The sequence below is a fragment of the Devosia litorisediminis genome (genome assembly GCF_018334155.1).
Classification (GTDB): Bacteria; Pseudomonadota; Alphaproteobacteria; order Rhizobiales; family Devosiaceae; genus Devosia; species Devosia litorisediminis.
The window spans coordinates 2,201,071-2,215,630 of the sequence record NZ_JAGXTP010000001.1; the positions used below are offsets into that span (position 1 = coordinate 2,201,071).

Annotated in this window: 19 protein-coding genes; 2 read left to right on the forward strand and 17 right to left on the reverse strand. The window is 63.8% G+C overall.

Annotation, left to right across the window (positions count from 1 at the left end; genetic code table 11):
- Positions 1-62: 62 nt before the first annotated feature.
- The 7 genes from KD146_RS10465 to KD146_RS10490 all read right to left on the reverse strand — a co-directional run bounded on the left by KD146_RS10465 (position 63) and on the right by KD146_RS10490 (position 3,562).
- Positions 63-461, reverse strand: coding sequence for a DUF3168 domain-containing protein (locus KD146_RS10465; RefSeq protein ID WP_212658610.1), 399 nt, complete (start codon positions 459-461; stop codon positions 63-65).
- 3 nt (positions 462-464) lie between these two features.
- Positions 465-806, reverse strand: a complete 342-nt coding sequence (locus tag KD146_RS10470; RefSeq protein WP_212658611.1) for a phage head closure protein — start codon at positions 804-806, stop codon at positions 465-467.
- A complete protein-coding gene (locus tag KD146_RS10475; RefSeq protein WP_212658612.1) occupies positions 803-1,369 on the reverse strand; it encodes a head-tail connector protein in 567 nt (188 codons plus the stop codon). The genes KD146_RS10470 and KD146_RS10475 overlap by 4 nt, the downstream gene beginning before the upstream one ends.
- Positions 1,370-1,521: 152 nt before the next feature.
- Complete coding sequence (locus KD146_RS10480) at positions 1,522-2,742, reverse strand: phage major capsid protein (RefSeq protein WP_212658613.1); 1,221 nt, start codon at positions 2,740-2,742, stop codon at positions 1,522-1,524.
- A gap of 10 nt (positions 2,743-2,752) precedes the next feature.
- Positions 2,753-3,241, reverse strand: a complete 489-nt coding sequence (locus KD146_RS10485) for an HK97 family phage prohead protease (protein ID WP_212658614.1) — start codon at positions 3,239-3,241, stop codon at positions 2,753-2,755.
- On the reverse strand, positions 3,241-3,369 hold the full coding sequence (locus KD146_RS18370) for a hypothetical protein (protein ID WP_282220958.1): 129 nt from the start codon (positions 3,367-3,369) through the stop codon (positions 3,241-3,243). Before KD146_RS18370 ends, KD146_RS10485 begins: the two co-directional genes overlap by 1 nt.
- Positions 3,370-3,373: 4 nt before the next feature.
- A complete protein-coding gene (locus tag KD146_RS10490; protein WP_212658615.1) occupies positions 3,374-3,562 on the reverse strand; it encodes a hypothetical protein in 189 nt (62 codons plus the stop codon).
- Between the two features lie 188 nt (positions 3,563-3,750).
- Between KD146_RS10490 and KD146_RS10495 the strand changes: the two genes are divergently transcribed.
- Positions 3,751-4,011, forward strand: a complete 261-nt coding sequence (locus KD146_RS10495) for a DUF2442 domain-containing protein (protein WP_212658616.1) — start codon at positions 3,751-3,753, stop codon at positions 4,009-4,011.
- A gap of 124 nt (positions 4,012-4,135) precedes the next feature.
- Here KD146_RS10495 and KD146_RS10500 read toward each other — a convergent pair whose 3' ends face one another.
- Genes KD146_RS10500 through KD146_RS10520 form a run of 5 tightly spaced genes read right to left on the reverse strand, consistent with a single transcriptional unit; the run spans position 4,136 to position 8,007 of the window.
- Entirely contained in the window at positions 4,136-4,774 is a 639-nt protein-coding gene (locus KD146_RS10500; RefSeq protein ID WP_212658617.1) for a hypothetical protein, read from the reverse strand.
- A gap of 20 nt (positions 4,775-4,794) precedes the next feature.
- Entirely contained in the window at positions 4,795-5,169 is a 375-nt protein-coding gene (locus KD146_RS10505; RefSeq protein ID WP_212658618.1) for a hypothetical protein, read from the reverse strand.
- Between the two features lie 8 nt (positions 5,170-5,177).
- Complete coding sequence (locus KD146_RS10510) at positions 5,178-6,332, reverse strand: phage portal protein (protein WP_212658619.1); 1,155 nt, start codon at positions 6,330-6,332, stop codon at positions 5,178-5,180.
- Between the two features lie 18 nt (positions 6,333-6,350).
- On the reverse strand, positions 6,351-7,607 hold the full coding sequence (locus KD146_RS10515) for a DNA-packaging protein (protein ID WP_249327641.1): 1,257 nt from the start codon (positions 7,605-7,607) through the stop codon (positions 6,351-6,353).
- Positions 7,585-8,007 (reverse strand): hypothetical protein, encoded by a 423-nt coding sequence (locus tag KD146_RS10520; RefSeq protein WP_212658620.1) that lies wholly within the window; start codon positions 8,005-8,007, stop codon positions 7,585-7,587. Before KD146_RS10520 ends, KD146_RS10515 begins: the two co-directional genes overlap by 23 nt.
- A 320-nt stretch (positions 8,008-8,327) precedes the next feature.
- On the opposite strand from KD146_RS10520, the gene KD146_RS10525 reads away from it, so the two are divergent.
- Complete coding sequence (locus KD146_RS10525) at positions 8,328-8,582, forward strand: sunset domain-containing protein (protein WP_427857069.1); 255 nt, start codon at positions 8,328-8,330, stop codon at positions 8,580-8,582.
- Positions 8,583-8,639: 57 nt separating this feature from the next.
- Here KD146_RS10525 and KD146_RS10530 read toward each other — a convergent pair whose 3' ends face one another.
- The 5 genes from KD146_RS10530 to KD146_RS10550 form a co-directional block, all read right to left on the reverse strand.
- Positions 8,640-9,407, reverse strand: a complete 768-nt coding sequence (locus KD146_RS10530; protein WP_212658621.1) for an MOSC domain-containing protein — start codon at positions 9,405-9,407, stop codon at positions 8,640-8,642.
- A 40-nt stretch (positions 9,408-9,447) separates the two neighbouring features.
- Positions 9,448-11,031, reverse strand: a complete 1,584-nt coding sequence (locus KD146_RS10535) for an FAD/NAD(P)-binding protein (protein WP_212658622.1) — start codon at positions 11,029-11,031, stop codon at positions 9,448-9,450.
- Between the two features lie 190 nt (positions 11,032-11,221).
- Positions 11,222-12,466 carry a DUF2254 domain-containing protein gene (locus KD146_RS10540; RefSeq protein WP_212658623.1) on the reverse strand — a complete coding sequence of 415 codons (1,245 nt, stop codon included), beginning with the start codon at positions 12,464-12,466 and terminating at the stop codon, positions 11,222-11,224.
- Between the two features lie 83 nt (positions 12,467-12,549).
- Positions 12,550-13,815: an Hsp70 family protein gene (locus tag KD146_RS10545; RefSeq protein ID WP_212658624.1), complete on the reverse strand. Its 1,266-nt coding sequence runs from the start codon at positions 13,813-13,815 to the stop codon at positions 12,550-12,552.
- 86 nt (positions 13,816-13,901) lie between these two features.
- Positions 13,902-14,558: a diguanylate cyclase domain-containing protein gene (locus tag KD146_RS10550; RefSeq protein ID WP_212658625.1), complete on the reverse strand. Its 657-nt coding sequence runs from the start codon at positions 14,556-14,558 to the stop codon at positions 13,902-13,904.
- Positions 14,559-14,560 lie beyond the last annotated feature (2 nt).

The following is a 14,560-nucleotide window of genomic DNA, read 5'->3' on the forward strand; positions in this document are numbered from 1 at the left end:
CATCGTCTCCCTCCCCCTTGTGGGGAGGGATCAAGGGTGGGGGTGACGCTACGGACGCTGCCCTACCCCGCTGCACTGAACACCCGGATCGCCACGGCGGCCCGCGCCAGCCCGGTATCGTCGTCGATCACCGTGTCAGTGCGCACATGGCCGATATGGCTGAGCGCCAGTCCCGGTGCGTCAAGCGCCAGTGTCACCGCTACCACGCGCTCGGCCATGTCGAGCGCGCGCTGTCGGCTGGGTTGATCGCCCCAGCAATGCAGCTGCAGGCGGTGTTCCTGCCCCGGTGCCAGATCAACATTGCGCGTCAACACGTCGTGGCGGGCAATCAGCACATAGGGCGGCGTTCGCCCCCCGGGCGCAGCATCGAAGACGCCGTCATCGCCAATGATTGCGCCCAGCGCGACATCGGCTTTGAGCGCGGCGACCAATGCCGTCTGCAGAACGGTGATGGGGTGCATGGCCTACCCCGTGAAGCTGGTTTCGCTGCAGGCGCAGCTGAGATAGGCGCGGCGGCCATTGAGGTCGGCGGCGCTCACCACATCCAGGTCACGCCCGCGATAAAGAATGCGGTCACCCGGTTTGATATCGGTGCGAAAACGCAACACCACGGCGTGCGAAATCTCCACCGCCCGGCCATCGGCGCTGGTGCCCTGCCGCCCGCGCAGCGTGCGTACCCTTGCCCACACGGCGGTCAGCGGCACAAACACCGTGCCATGGCCACCCGCGCCATCGGCGGCCATTTCGCGCCTTTTGAGCTGCACCCGGTCGGTCAGTGTGCCAATGGGCGGAACGCGCTCGCTCATAGCCGCACCCGTTTGTGAGGCGCCACCAACCGGTCAAAGCCGCTGGGCACCACAGCGCCCGAGCCCGCCACGATCACCGCATCGCGATGCTCAAACCAGTAACCGACCAGCACCAGCAGCGCCTGGCGGATATCGGCAGGCACATCCTCGGGCTCGGTCCCGAAGCCGGCGACATAGTCGACTTCAATCCCCTGCCGCTCCCGCAGCACCGGCATGCCCGCCACACTGGCTGGCAAGAGCAGCCGGTCGGGCTCGCTCAGAAACTGCGCCAGAGGCACTTCATGCCCTGCGCCATCACCATCGTACGCGGTGATCTCGGTAACGCTGATGAACGGGCTCACCGGCAGTTTCACCTGCCGATCTTCTGGCCAGGCGTCCAGCACCACGCGCCAGCTCTGCGCCAGCAGTGCCTGCCCGGTCACGCCCTCGACATGCAGCCGTGCTGCGCCAATCAATGTGGCGATCAGCCCGTCCTCGGCACTGTCATCGACCTTGAGAAAAGCCCTGGCCTCGGCAAGCGAAACCGGCTCCTCCGCGGGTCCCGCGAGAAGATAAGACGTCATTTTGTTTGCCTTTTGTTGGGTTGCGACAACCCCCTCCCAGCCTCCCCCTGAAAAGGGGGAGGAGCGAGCTCGGTGGTCCTTATGCGATTTCGCCCCGCCCACCACGCGGTTCCTCCCCCTGCCAGGGGGAGGTTAGGTGGGGGTCAGCGTTGTCAGCTCGCGGCGAACTTCAGCAGCTTGATCGCGTCATAATCGGCGATCCCGCCGCCGACGCGCTTGGTGGTGTAGAACAGCACATAAGGCTTGGCGCTGAAGGGGTCGCGCAACACGCTGACGCCTTGGCGGTCCACGATCAGATAGCCGCGGCGGAAGTCACCAAAGGCAATCGAGAGCGCATTGGCCGCGATATCGGGCATGTCCTCGGCCTCGACCAGATCAAAGCCCATGAAACGCGCCTTGCCATCAGCCGTCGCGGCGGGCTGCCACAGATAATTGCCGTCGGCATCCTTGAGCTTGCGCAGCGTGCCCTGCACCTTGCGGTTCATCACCCAGGATGCGTTCTGGCGGTAGCCGGCCTTGAGCGCATAGACCAGATCGATCAGCACATCACTGGCATTGGCAGTAGGCAGCGCCCCGGCCGAGCCGGTGGCGACATAGCCCAGATTGCCCCAGCTCCAGCTGGCTTCCGCCACCGTGGTGGCATCGAGAAATCCGGTCGGCTTGTTGACGCCATCGCCCGATACGAAAGCCGTGGTTTCCTGCGCCGCGAAGGCCGCGTTGACCTCGTCGGCAATCCACTGCCCCACATCGACCGCCGCGTCTTCGAGGAAGGCCGATGTCGCCGCCGGCATTGCGTAGAGCTCCATGGTCGGATAGCTCAGCTCGGCCAGGGTCTGGCTGCCGGTAATGGGGCGCGCCGCGGTCTCACCAACCCAGCCCACTGCGGGCCCCGTCACCGAGATGGGGCGCTTATAGACCGAGCCGGACACCTGCCGTACACCGGCAATGGCGCGAATGGGCGACACCGCCGTCATCAGTCTTGTGATTTCGGTCTCGGTTTCGGGCGGCACGACATAGCCGCCATCGGCATTGACGCCCACCGAGAGCGCCTTCTCTTCGCCGCGCTTCACATAGGAGGCGAAAGCCTGCTTGTATTCGCCATCGACCGGCATTCCCTTGCCGTCGAGCTGCGGGCGGGCCCGCTCGATCAGCGCGCGATCCATCGCCGCCTTGTTGGTGTCGAGCACGGCATTGAGCCGGTCGAGCTTGCCTTCGAGCAGGCCATCGGCGCTGCCGCGCTTTTCCAGCTCGCCCAGGCGCTGGTCATTGGTGGCCTTGAACTCTTCAAAGGCGGTCGAGAATTCGGCGAACAGCGCGGCAATATCGCCCTGCGCGCCGGCCTTGGTTTCAAGGCCGTCACTGGTGGTGGTCATACAAATATCCCTATCGGTTGCGGATGGTGTGGGTGGCGGCGGCGATGGCCGCGCCGGTGCTCAAGCCCGAGGGCGCAATGCGTGCGTCCTCCAGCATGGGAAAGGTGACGATCGAGATTTCAAACAGATCGATCTGCCAGAGTTTGCGCAGTCCGCCAGCGCGGCTTGCCCGCACGGTGCGAAAGCCAATCGAGAGTCCGTCCAGCGCCCCGTTTTCGATCAGCCGTCTGAGTGCATCGGCGCGCGGCACGCCGGGCACCAGCCGTCCGGTCACGAACAGGCCATGCCCATCTTCGCCAATGGTCTTCCAGGTGCCGACCGGCTCCTTGGGGTCATGCTGAAACAGCAGTCTGATGCGCTTGCCGCGGCGCGCCAGGCTCTGGGTGAAGGCGCCCGGCATCACCACATCGCCCCCGGCATCGCGCCGGTTGAACAGGCTGGCATAGCCGGAAAAGCGCCCGTCGCTATCGATGGGAATGGCGCTTGAAATCGCGCCCATCAGCGCTTTCCACTCGGCTTGGCCGCACTCTTGCCACCGGGTTTAGGGCTGGCCAGCGTACCGGCCAAATTCCAGGCAAACTGCCGGAAGACCTGTTGCGCTTTGGGAAAATTGTTCTTTTTTGCCATGGGCTTAGTCATCCTTTCTGAAAAGCCGATTCAGATTGGCGATTTCCTGCACGAAGTCGTTGAAGTGTTGATTCACCCGCGCCATCTCACGCAGGCTCCACACAAGAAGGGCACTGGCCCCACTGGCCCACAGGAACAGCGCGAGATGGGCCAGATCCCCCCGCTCAATGACGGTGCGCGTCAGTTCGTCCATGGATATTTCTCCTCGATAACCACTGCAGGTGCTTCAAACTCGGTCGTCACCCTCGGGCCTGACCCGAGGGCGTTGTACTGCCGGAGCGTCCGTGCAAGTGCAGTCCACTCGGGTCTGGCCCGAGGGTAACGGGCAGTGCGTGTGGAAGACCCTTTGTTCCCCAGACAAATGCCCGCTAGAATGTCGACATGAGCACTTTGACGCTTGAGACAGCACCGCTTGCCGTGGACCTCGTCGTCGACAGCACCAGCTTGCGCGTCAGCCTAGATGACGGCCGCGAGCTCGCCGTGCCACTGGCCTGGTTTCCCCACCTGCGCGACGCGTCAGACGCTGACCGCGCCAACTGGCGGCTGTTCGGCCGCGGTGACGGCATTCACTGGCCAGCCCTTGATGAAGACATTTCCGTGCGCGGTCTGCTCGCCGGCCACCGTCAGGCCAACGCCGCCTAAATCCCCAACATCGCCCGCTTCTCCGCATCGCTGAGAAACTCCGCATTCCCCACCCGGCTCCACAGCGCCGCGCGGTCTTCGGTCAGGGCTTGGTCGTCATTGAAATCCGGCGCAGGAAAAGCGCTCAGACCCAACTCTCGCGCAACTGCGCCAGGCTTGCGGCGGCCGCTTGGCTGCGGTCGGCCACCTGTTGTGTTCGCATTTTCCGGGCCGCCATGTCGGCCAGAAAAGCGGCAACATCATCGAGCGAAGCGGGTCGCTCCAGCAGCGCCACCAAAGCCGGCAGATCGTCGCGGTATTCACGCAATCCTGGCGGATTGTGCCTGGCGTCAATCGGGTCCCATTCCCGGTGCAGAATCGCATTGACGCCGTTGAGCTTGTCAGCGGCCCTGACAATCGCCTCCGCGCCCGGCAGCAATTGTGCCTTGAAGAATTTCGGGTGGGTAAGCAGCAGGGTAATTTCTGCCTTGCTCAAGATGCTGTCGGGATAGTCCGGTCGTGCTGCAGACTTGCGATCCAGCCCGAGGGTGACGTCATACTGGTCCGCCGGCAGTCGGGCCGTTGACACGATCTCGATATAACCACCATCGGCATAGGTCCGGGTTCTGCCGTCGCGCGCAAACCTGTAGGCTATCTGTGTGGTCACGTGACGCGCCGAGAAGCTGCTACTGTCGGCCCTGTAGACGAGCAGCAGTTTCTCCTGGCCGCCGGCACCCAGCCCAAAGATCACGTCGCCGACTGTGATGGCGTTGAGGGCCTGCACTCTTAATGGCATCGAAAGCCTCACCTTGACTGGGTCTGCTCGAATGGTCGGAGCGTTTCTTCTTGCTCCCCGTGGGGCAGACCCTGAATTCCCAGAAACTTTATGGCGCAATCCCGACAAAGGTTCTTGCCGAAGATCGTGTACATTCCCGTCGTACCAAATGTCCCTCCCAGCTGGCAGCCACCGGAGAACCCATCGCAACGGGAGCCCGCCGCAACATGCAAGCGGTCAGTGACCCACTGCCCGCCTTCCGGTGTGCCCTTTGGCGCTCGTGGCTGATCGGCACGGTAGCGCTTCTCGAGCGCCCGGGCCAGCATGCCAAGCTTCATCTCGAGCGTGGCCAATCGGACGGCAGCGATCAAGGCACGCAGCCGGATTTGCAGAAAACGCGACATGACGAACCTCAGATCCCCAACATCGCCCGCTTCTCCGCATCGCTGAGAAACTCCGCGCTGCCGACCCGGCTCCACAGTGCCGCGCGGTCTTCGGCCAGGGCTTCGACGCCGTCGAAATCCGGTGCAATCGTCGCCCCGTCGAAGGCCGGGGCCAGCCAATTGCTGAGTTCATCGGCCACGCGGACCACCAGAGGGATCAGGGTCTGCCGCCACAGGGCGCGGTTGGCTTCGGCCAGATTGGCGTAGGTATTGTCGCCAGGAATCCCCAGCAGCATGGGCGGCACGCCGAAGGCCAGGGCTATGTCGCGGGCGGCGGCGTGCTTGGCGTCGATGAAATCCATGTCGCGGGGGCTCAGCGCGATGGTCTTCCAGTCCAGCCCGCCTTCGAGCACCATGGGCCGCCCGGCATTGCCCGCCCCGGCGAAATTGGCTTCGAGCTCATCCTTGAGCCGGTTGAACTGGTCTTCGGTCAGCGTGCCCGCCGCCATGGAATAGACCAGCGCCCCGCTGGGCCGCGCTGCATTGTCGAGCAACGCCTTGTTCCACTGCCCGGCGGCGTTGTGGATATCGAGGCTGGTCTGGGCGGCGTCGAGCGGCGCCATGCCGTAGTGATCGTCGAGTGGGTGAAACAGCGCCATGTGCAGCACCGCGGGCAGCGGCTCACTGTCCTGGCGCAGGCGCTGGCTGCGCCCGCCCACGGTATAGTCATAGGCCATCGGCCAGCCATCGGCGCCGGCCACCACCTTCATGCGGTCGGGCCGCAGGCAGAACAGCCCCCGCACCGCACCATCAATCATGCCCGCCTGCAGATAGGCGTTCCCCGCCGTCTGCAGATAGGCATAGACCGCCTCGAGCAGCTCGCCGCCCGATTGGCGCGCATTGGGCCGCCCCAGCAGTTCACTTAGCGGATGCTCCTCCACGCGCTGGCCGTTCACGCTGACCACCAGCGGCACCCGATTGGCCGTCTCGGCGATCAGCCGCACGCAGCGATAGACCACCGGGTTGCGCGCAAAGCCCTGATTGACCAGGCTGGCAAAGCCGCGCTGGCTCCAGTTTGCCGCGCCCAGCTGGTTGAGGCTGAGCAGGCTGTGCCCGGCAAAATTCTTGCGTTCATCAGGCGCGTTTGTTCGCCCGCCCAGCAGGCGGTTGATCCAGTTCGGCATGGTTTGGTTCCTTGAACTCTAAAGCCCGCGCACCCGTGGCTGCACATCGTTGAGCAACAGCTCGGTGATTGCCCAGACCAGCGCATCGACCCGGTCGGGCGAATGGCCATCGCTCTTGCCGTCAGCGCCAAAGCTGCACATTTCGTCTTCCAGCGCACTCAGCCCGGCGAGATGGGCCACCAGCCCGCGCCCATAGAGCGCTGCAACCGGTTCGGCGCGCAGCCATTTGCCGCGATTAGCGCGTACCGGTCGTACCGGTACCTTGGGATCGATCTGCGCGATCACCGAGGCCACGAGATCGCCGCCCTGATTGACCTCGGCCACAATGCCGTCGGCCTGATGAGCATGAAACGCCGCCACGGCGCGTCGGGCCCAGCGCAGCGGCGATGCGGCGCTCAGGGTGCAATCCTCGAGCACCACCGCCTCCTCCCCCTGGCGTCCGGCAACAACAATGCCGCAGGCATCGGATCTGGCGTGGCCGGTCACCGGCGGGTCCACCGCCACTACAATGCGCTCCAGAGCCAGACTCTGGGGCGGTCGAAACATGTTGCGCTGCCACAGCGCGCCGGGCAGATCCTCGATCAGTTCGCCATCCAGCTCCTGACGGCCCAGCACCGTGCCGCGATAGCGCGCCACCACCGCATCAAGAAATTGCGGCGCCAGCTGCGCAGAATTCTCGATGGTGGCCATGCGCGTCACCACGGTCTGCGGGTCGGCCAGCAGGCGCTTGAGCAGCCGCGTCGGTCGCGGTGTCGTGGTCGCCATCTGCTGCGGTCGTTCGCCCAGCCGCAGCCCAAATTGCAGCATGTCCCAGGCGTCTTCCGCGCGTGGCCATTTGCCGATCTCGTCGCACCAGGCGGCGGCAAATTGGGGGCCGCGAAAGCGATCCGGGTCGGAAGCCGAGAGCAGCGTGGCTTCGACCCCGTTGGGCCAGATCAGCTGGTGCCCGCGCAAGACGGGGCGCTCCAGCTCGGGATGCACGTTGAGCAGCCCGCTTTCGCCCCGCACCATGATCGCCAGCGCCTCGGCGATGGTTTCACCCACCAGGGCAATCGGTCCGATCCGCTGCCGGACCAGCCCGCGCACCCATTCGGCGCCTGCCCTTGTCTTGCCCGCGCCGCGCCCGCCCATCAACAGCCAGGTGGTCCAGTCCCCCTGCGGCGGCCGCTGCTTGGGCAGCGCCCATTTGTTCCAGTCATAATACTGCGCCTCGACCTGATCATCGGTCTTGGCGGCGACTTCGGCCTGCGCCTCAGCGCTTCTTGAACTGATCAAGGCGTTTGGCCAGCTTGTCGCGCAGATCGGCCATGTCCTTGCGGCTTGGCGGCTCCACGTCGCGTTCTGCGGCGCCCATCTCGATCAGCTTGTCGAGGGTCTTGGTCATGGTGGAAAGCACATTGGCCTGCTTGTCGATCGGTTCGTTCACCGCCGCCTCCAAATTCCTGATCTGCTTGTCGAATACCTTGAGCATGCGGGCTACCAGATCGGCCTTGGTGACGATCCGGGCCCGGCAACTCAACCAGCCCTCGCTCTGCCGCCGATAACGCAATTGGTAGGGGGTAATCCCGTGCCGCTTGCAGATCATGGCCGGCAGAAAGCTTCGGCTCTCATACTCCTGGCGAATGACAGCCCAATTCACCGCGCCAGTCTCTGCCGTCGGCTCGCTTGTGCGCATCACTGTCTCGCTGAAAAATCGGCCCGGGTCCGTGTGACCCAGTTTTCCGATCATGTCAGAACAATAGCAGACCAGCGTGACGCGGGGATAAGAGGGGGAAGTTTCGTAGATCGGCAGGTCATTGCTGCGGCGACAGTGACGCGGCTCTGGTTCGTCTTGAATGTATCCCCTAAGCCAGTCCTTGAAGGTTGTGATCCATCAGCTAAAGACGATTAAACCATTGGGAATTCGCATTTAAGTTTCGGAAATTTGACGCCAACCTGGGGTCTGAGACTTGAGATGGGGCCGAGGGCGTGCTCAGTGCCCTCAGGAGAATAGAAATGAAACCCATTACACTCGTCGCGTCGGCGTTCATGGCTTTTGGCTTGGCCATGTTTGTTGCGACCGCCGCCACGGCAGGCGAAAATGACGCCTGCAATATCAAGGGCAATGTCAGCACCAGGGGAGAGCGAATCTACCACGTTCCCGGACAGCGATATTATGACCGCACGCGAATTAGCGCCTCACACGGAGAGCGCTGGTTCTGCTCAGAAGCAGAGGCGCGTGCTGCTGGCTGGCGCCGATCAAAGGTGTAGACCAGAGGAGGAGCGCGCCGGGCATGGTTATGAGCCACCGCCCTGCAAACTCTGTTGCTAGGTAGACATCCCGACCCGCAGAACCGCGCCCCGGGCCGTGCAATAAGTCCCAAAAGAGGCCGGACGCGCCGTGGAGCGTTCGCGGCTCATGGCGCCGATCAGTTTAAGCGGCTGCTTTTGCCGACTGGCATCCTCAAGGCTGATATTGGGAAGTTCACAGCGCACGCAAGGCTCGCGCAGATCCAGCGCTGCCGGCCCGAAGTCCAGTGCGCGGGCGGCTTCCTCAGCAAAGGCTGCGTGGTTGCCCGACAGCACGATATTGGGGCGGAAGCGCTCGACGGCGATGGCCGACTCGCCACGTTCGGCCAGACGCGCATTGAGCGCTGCAAGCGAGACGGTGGAGACGGCGTGTACCGGGTTCAGCCCGCCCCAGCGATGGGCCTGTTCACCGAGCCGAACAAGGCGGCAGGCTGCTCCAAGGCAGGAGCCCAGCCAGCTGGCGACGGCATCGCCCTGGTCAAACCCGGGCAGCTGATAGCCCTCCTGCTCAACCATGACTGGGCTGTCCGAGGCAATTTCGGGCAAGGGCCCCGGCCGCCCTTCGGCGTCCCTCAGCACCAGTCTGTCCATCTCAAGCTGTGCCGAAAGCAGGGCCATGCGCGGAATGTCGCCCTGCCAGAGCATGCTGCCATCGGGCCGCGTGACCAGCCATTCGCGGTCGCCGCGCAGCGAGCCGCTTGGCGTGATCTGCGCCTCTTGCACCGCCATCCCGCCCAGGGATTTGACCGGATAGAGAAACATCTGCTCGATGCGGAAGCTGGTCATGAACATCCTTGCCGTGAGATACCGGGTTTGATCGCCAAGCTCATATCGCTGCCGCCACCGCTTCAGCAGCTTCAGAACAGGCCACAAGGCCCTGCGCGAAGGGATAGCGTTCCATCATGACAGGGATGGAAATGCAGAATATGTCGCTGGCAGAACGATCATCGAGCTGGAGCCGAAACTGGTCATCCGCGCTCTGGCCGCTGGTGCGCTTGAGCTGGTCAACGGTTGCCAACGCTTGGTCGAGCTGGGTGAAACCCAGATCTGATATGGAGGCCGCATTCTGCCCACGTGCATCGATCAGCGTGCCAAAGCTTTCCGCACGACCATCGGCGGCGAGCGCAAAAACGCCCGATCCATATCGGATAGTGCCCGTCTCGCCAAGGGCCACAACGTCCAGGCAGTTGGCGCCATGCAAGGCCAGCAGGCGCTGGATGGAAAGGTGGGGGACACAGCCATAGGCGTCGGCGAAAACCGGCGCGAGATGGCGTCGGAACCGGGCGAGATCCTTGCGGTCCAGAAAGGGGACGATCTCGCCAAAAACCTCATGGGCCCGCATCAGCGTATAGCGCCACATGATGACACGCCGGGCACGATAGTCTCGTCTGGATTGCTCGAGGTTTTCGGCGATCGCGTCGAAACCCTGGCATGCCTTGCGCATGGCGAGATAGGCCTTGCCGAAGCTTTCCGGGGTAAACCGTTTCACGTCGAGACGATCGAGGAAGTCCGGATCATCGGATGCCAATTGCTGCTTGAACAACTTGAAGGCCTTGGCCAGCAGTCCTTTCTGCCCCTCCTTGCGCAACAGGTCGAGCCGCGCTGGGGTAAAGATCATCAGCGGTTCTTCGGGAATCGGATAGAAAAAATCGGCGTCCGGGACCGTCCCCTTGCGGGAGGCCATGACAATGCGCAGCGGCTTGTCTGACAGGGGCTTGTAGGACAGGTTCTGTTCCTCGCCTTCAAATCGGCCATAGCGGCTGGCAATACTGACGGCGGCGTCAATCGCGCTTAGCGAGGATCCCAGAATCAGGGCCGCGCAATCACGCCCCAGTTCGATGTCCTGCACCGGATAGGGAGAGCGGTAGAGCCCCCCAACGGACGCGTTGTTGTCCGCTTCAGTCATGTGGCCGGTGGCCATGATTACGACATCAAAGCGCCGGCGGGCCCGCTTACCTTCCTTGTCGACAAAGACCGTCGTCCTGTTTCCATCCGGCTTGATGTCAAGCACGCGGGTATTGGTCTCGATTGCAACGGTCTGCCAGGGGCCGCAGTCCTGCACCAGCCGGATGAGCTGGTCACTGTAGTAGGCACCGATCAGCACCCTGGGATAGAAATCACGGTCGCTCACCTTGTCGCGTGCGATGCCGAACCTCTTCAGCACTGCGGCATCTGCAGAACGGACCCAGTCTGAAAGCGATACCAGCACTGGCGGAATCTCAACTGAGGTGATGTTGGCCATCATGTCCGCTGAATTGTGCAGTTCCGAATAGGGTATGCCGCAACCTGCGACCGGTCCCGCTTCAAAAATGGTGATGTGCGACCTGGTCGCTTTCTGCAGCAGGTTCTTCAAGGTGTAGACGGCGGTTGGTCCACCCCCGACTACCGCGATCCGCTTTGTATGTGACATGTTGTTGTACCAGAAGAGCCGAGTTGTTGGGGTAACGCGCGTCGCGCAGAAAAGTACGCCCCTGCGCCGCATTCTCTGGCCAAAATATACTGCTGCCCTTGGCCAGCGTTACGCCCACCGTCAAGGTGCGGCCCGTTTGCGCGCACCTATCTCCGCCCAGGTGGGGCAGACTACAGGAGATAGACCAGACTTATTCCCCGCCCTGCTCGTGCGCAAAGGCTGCTGCGTCTTCCAGCGTCTTGAGGTCGCTCTCGGCGGTCATGGCCTGGCGCGCGCGGGCGGCGGCGTCGCGGGCCATGGCGAGGGCGGGTTGCTTTAGTTCGTCGCTGGCATGGGCCAGGGTTTTTAGCCCCGCCAGCAGGCGCAGCACCACTTCGATGGTTGCGGCGCCGTCGCGGGCGATGGGGCGGAAGGCGTCGTCGATCAGATCGGCCGGATCAAGCGGCGGCGCCGAGACCAGATCATAGCGCGGTTGCTGATCCTCATTATGGGGCTGGCGGGCCACCAGCACGCGCACCAGCGTGCCGATCACGTCGATGGCCGTGCCCGCGTCATTGATGCCCGGTGACATGGCCTTGCTGGCAATTTCGCCCAGCACCACCAGACCAAAGCGCGGATCGCTGTAAAAGGTGCGGCTGTCGCCCACGACAAAGGCCGCTGCCAGATCATCGACGCACGCGTCGGGCACGGACCCTTCAACCAGCATGAGCGGCCGATTGGGGGCGACATAGGCGCCGGGGCGCGCGGTGATGGCGATGGTCAGCTCGTTTTCCTTGGCGATGCGCTGGAGCTTGCTGGCGTCGACATGCTGCACATAGCCCACCGAGCGGGCGTTGATGGGCATGCCCTGCGGCGCGATGATCTGCAGGCGGCAATCGAAAAACGGGTGCTCGGTGATCATGGTGAAGGCTTCGCGGGTGGCGTGCTCGACCCGGTCAATCGTGTGGCCCACGCGACCAATGGCCGAGATCTGGCCGATCCAGCGGATCAGCGCGGTCACCACTAGCACCACCACGCCCAGCGTCACCGCAAACAGGAACAGCCGTCCCGCCTCGCTGTAAAACCCGGCCGACAGCCCGATTATCCCGACGATGGAAAACAGGAACGCGCCGATAAACACCGAGATCGAGGTCTGGGCGCTGCGGTCGCCGGTGATCAGCGACACGGCGCGCGGCGAGGTGGAATTGGAGGCACTCGAGAGCGCGCTGACCATGGTGGAGAGGGCAAACACCGCCACCGTCAGCAGGCTCGATGCCAGAATGGTCAGGATCGACACCACGCCGTTGGAGGGCATGGTGAACGGCAGATTTTCCGGGGCGAAGCGAGCCAGAAACCAAGCGATGCCGATGCTCAATATGGCCACGACCGAGAACGCTGCGGGCAGAAACCACATGCGCTGCACGATCTGGCGTATCTGGAATGCAATCTGACTCATGGAAGAACCCCCTGCCCTTTATAACGCGGGCGCGGGCAAAGGGTTGTCGGAAATCGACGCGGTGTCGGCGCGCGTGGGCGCGGTCAGCCGCGCGGCCCGAACTTGCGCGCGGCATCCATGGCCAGGCCGAGCCCCACGCTGCCCAGCACATCGGTGCGCACCAGTTCCGCCTCGGGGAACAGCGCCTCGAGCCGCTGGGCGATGGCGGGCACCTGGGTTGAACCACCGGTCAGGATCAGGCTGTCGATCTGGCCGATGCCCACCCCGGCCCGCCTGAGGGTTTCGCCGATGGTGGCCTCGATCCGCTCCACCGAATTGGCCAGCGCGGCGGTGAATTCAGCAAGCGAGATGGCCGTGCTGATGGTCTGGTCGCGCACCGGGAAGGCAAAGTTGGTGGCGTCGGCATCCGAAAGCGCAATCTTGGCGGCCTCAACGGCGCCAACCAGCCGATGCCCCAGCCGGTCCTCGATCAGCTCGATCATGGTCTCCACCCGCTCACCCGCCTGCGCCTCGCGACGGGTGCCGCGCAGGTCGCGCAGCGCCTGGGCATTGTAGAGCCGGTTGATGCGGTGCCAGGTCGAGAGGTCATAATAGGGCGCGACCGGCAGATGGCGCTTGCCGTCCCGGGTCAGCGTGCCCAGCCCCAGCTCGGGCATGACCTTGGCCATCGAGAGTAGCCGGTCGAAATCTGTGCCGCCGACATGCACACCGGCCGTGGCCAGAATATCGCCGCTGCGATCGCTGGCCCGGGCCCGCTCTGGCGACACCCGCACCACCGAAAAGTCCGAGGTACCACCGCCCAGATCGACGATCAGCGCCAGCTTTTCCGTGCGCACCTGCCGCTCATAGTCGAGCGCGGCGGCAATCGGTTCAAACTGGAAGTCAATATGGCGAAAACCCTGCGCCCGCACGGCGCCTTCCAGCTGATCCTGCGCTGCGGCATCGGCCACCGGGTCATCATCGACGAAGTGCACCGGGCGGCCGCATACCACGCTATCGAGGCCGGCGCCCAGCTCTGCCTCGCCGCGCTGCTTGAGCTGGGCAATGAACAGCCCCAGAATCTCGACAAAGCCATAGCTGCGCGCCTTGACCCGCGTGGTGTCGCCGATCAGTGCTGTGCCCAGCACGCTCTTGAGCGAGCGCATCAGCCGGCCATCGGCGCCGGTGACATATTCGGCCACCGCCTTGCGGCCGAAATGGATGGTGTCATCCTCAAAGCCAAAGAACAGCACGCTGGGAATGGTCGGCTTGCCGTCTTCAAGCGCCAGCAGATGGGGGACGCCATCAGCGTCGAGCTGGCCCATGGTTGAATTGGACGTGCCAAAGTCGAGGCCGCAAGCTTGGGTCATTACCGCTCATCCATGGGAAAGGCGGGCGTCAGCGCGCCCGGGGGATGGCCGTCATAAGGGGTGATGGCGATGCGCGCAAGCCGGGGTCAGGCGGCTTTCTTGCGCTTGCGGTCCTGTGCGGGACGCAGGTCGATGGTCTCGACCCGGCCCAGACCCTTGCGTTGCGCCTTCTTGAGCGCATCGACCGCGGTCTGGAAAAACTTCTTGTCGTAACTGCCGCGCGGATTGCCGACCGCCAGCCCCATGCTGACGGTGACGGCACCGGCATGGCTTTCCTTGTTGCTCAGACCCAGGCGACGCACGGCCTCATGCATTTTGGCGGCGCTGGCTCGAGCCATGAGCACGGGTAGGTCGGGCAGCACCACGACAAGGCTCGAAGGTCCCCAGCGCAGGCAGGTGTCGGTGGCGCGGGGCAGGTTCTCGGTAATGGCCTGCATCACGCTGGCAATGCAGTCATCGGCTGCCGGTTTGCCATAGGCAATGAAGTAGTCGTTCATGGCATCGACTTCGATCACCAGCAGCGAGAGCGAGACATGACGATGGGCCGCAGCGGCCCAGCCACTGGCAAGCTCTTCGTCGATGCGTTCACCCAGTTTGGGACGCAAACCGATCGTGCGGGCAATGGCAGGCTGATCATAGGAGAGCTGGCGGCTTGCCGAAACCGGACGCAGTGATGCGAGCGCGGCCCGCACGCGCGGCCAGAACGGCTCTGCGACTTCCTTGTCGAACGCTGTGTCAGTCATTT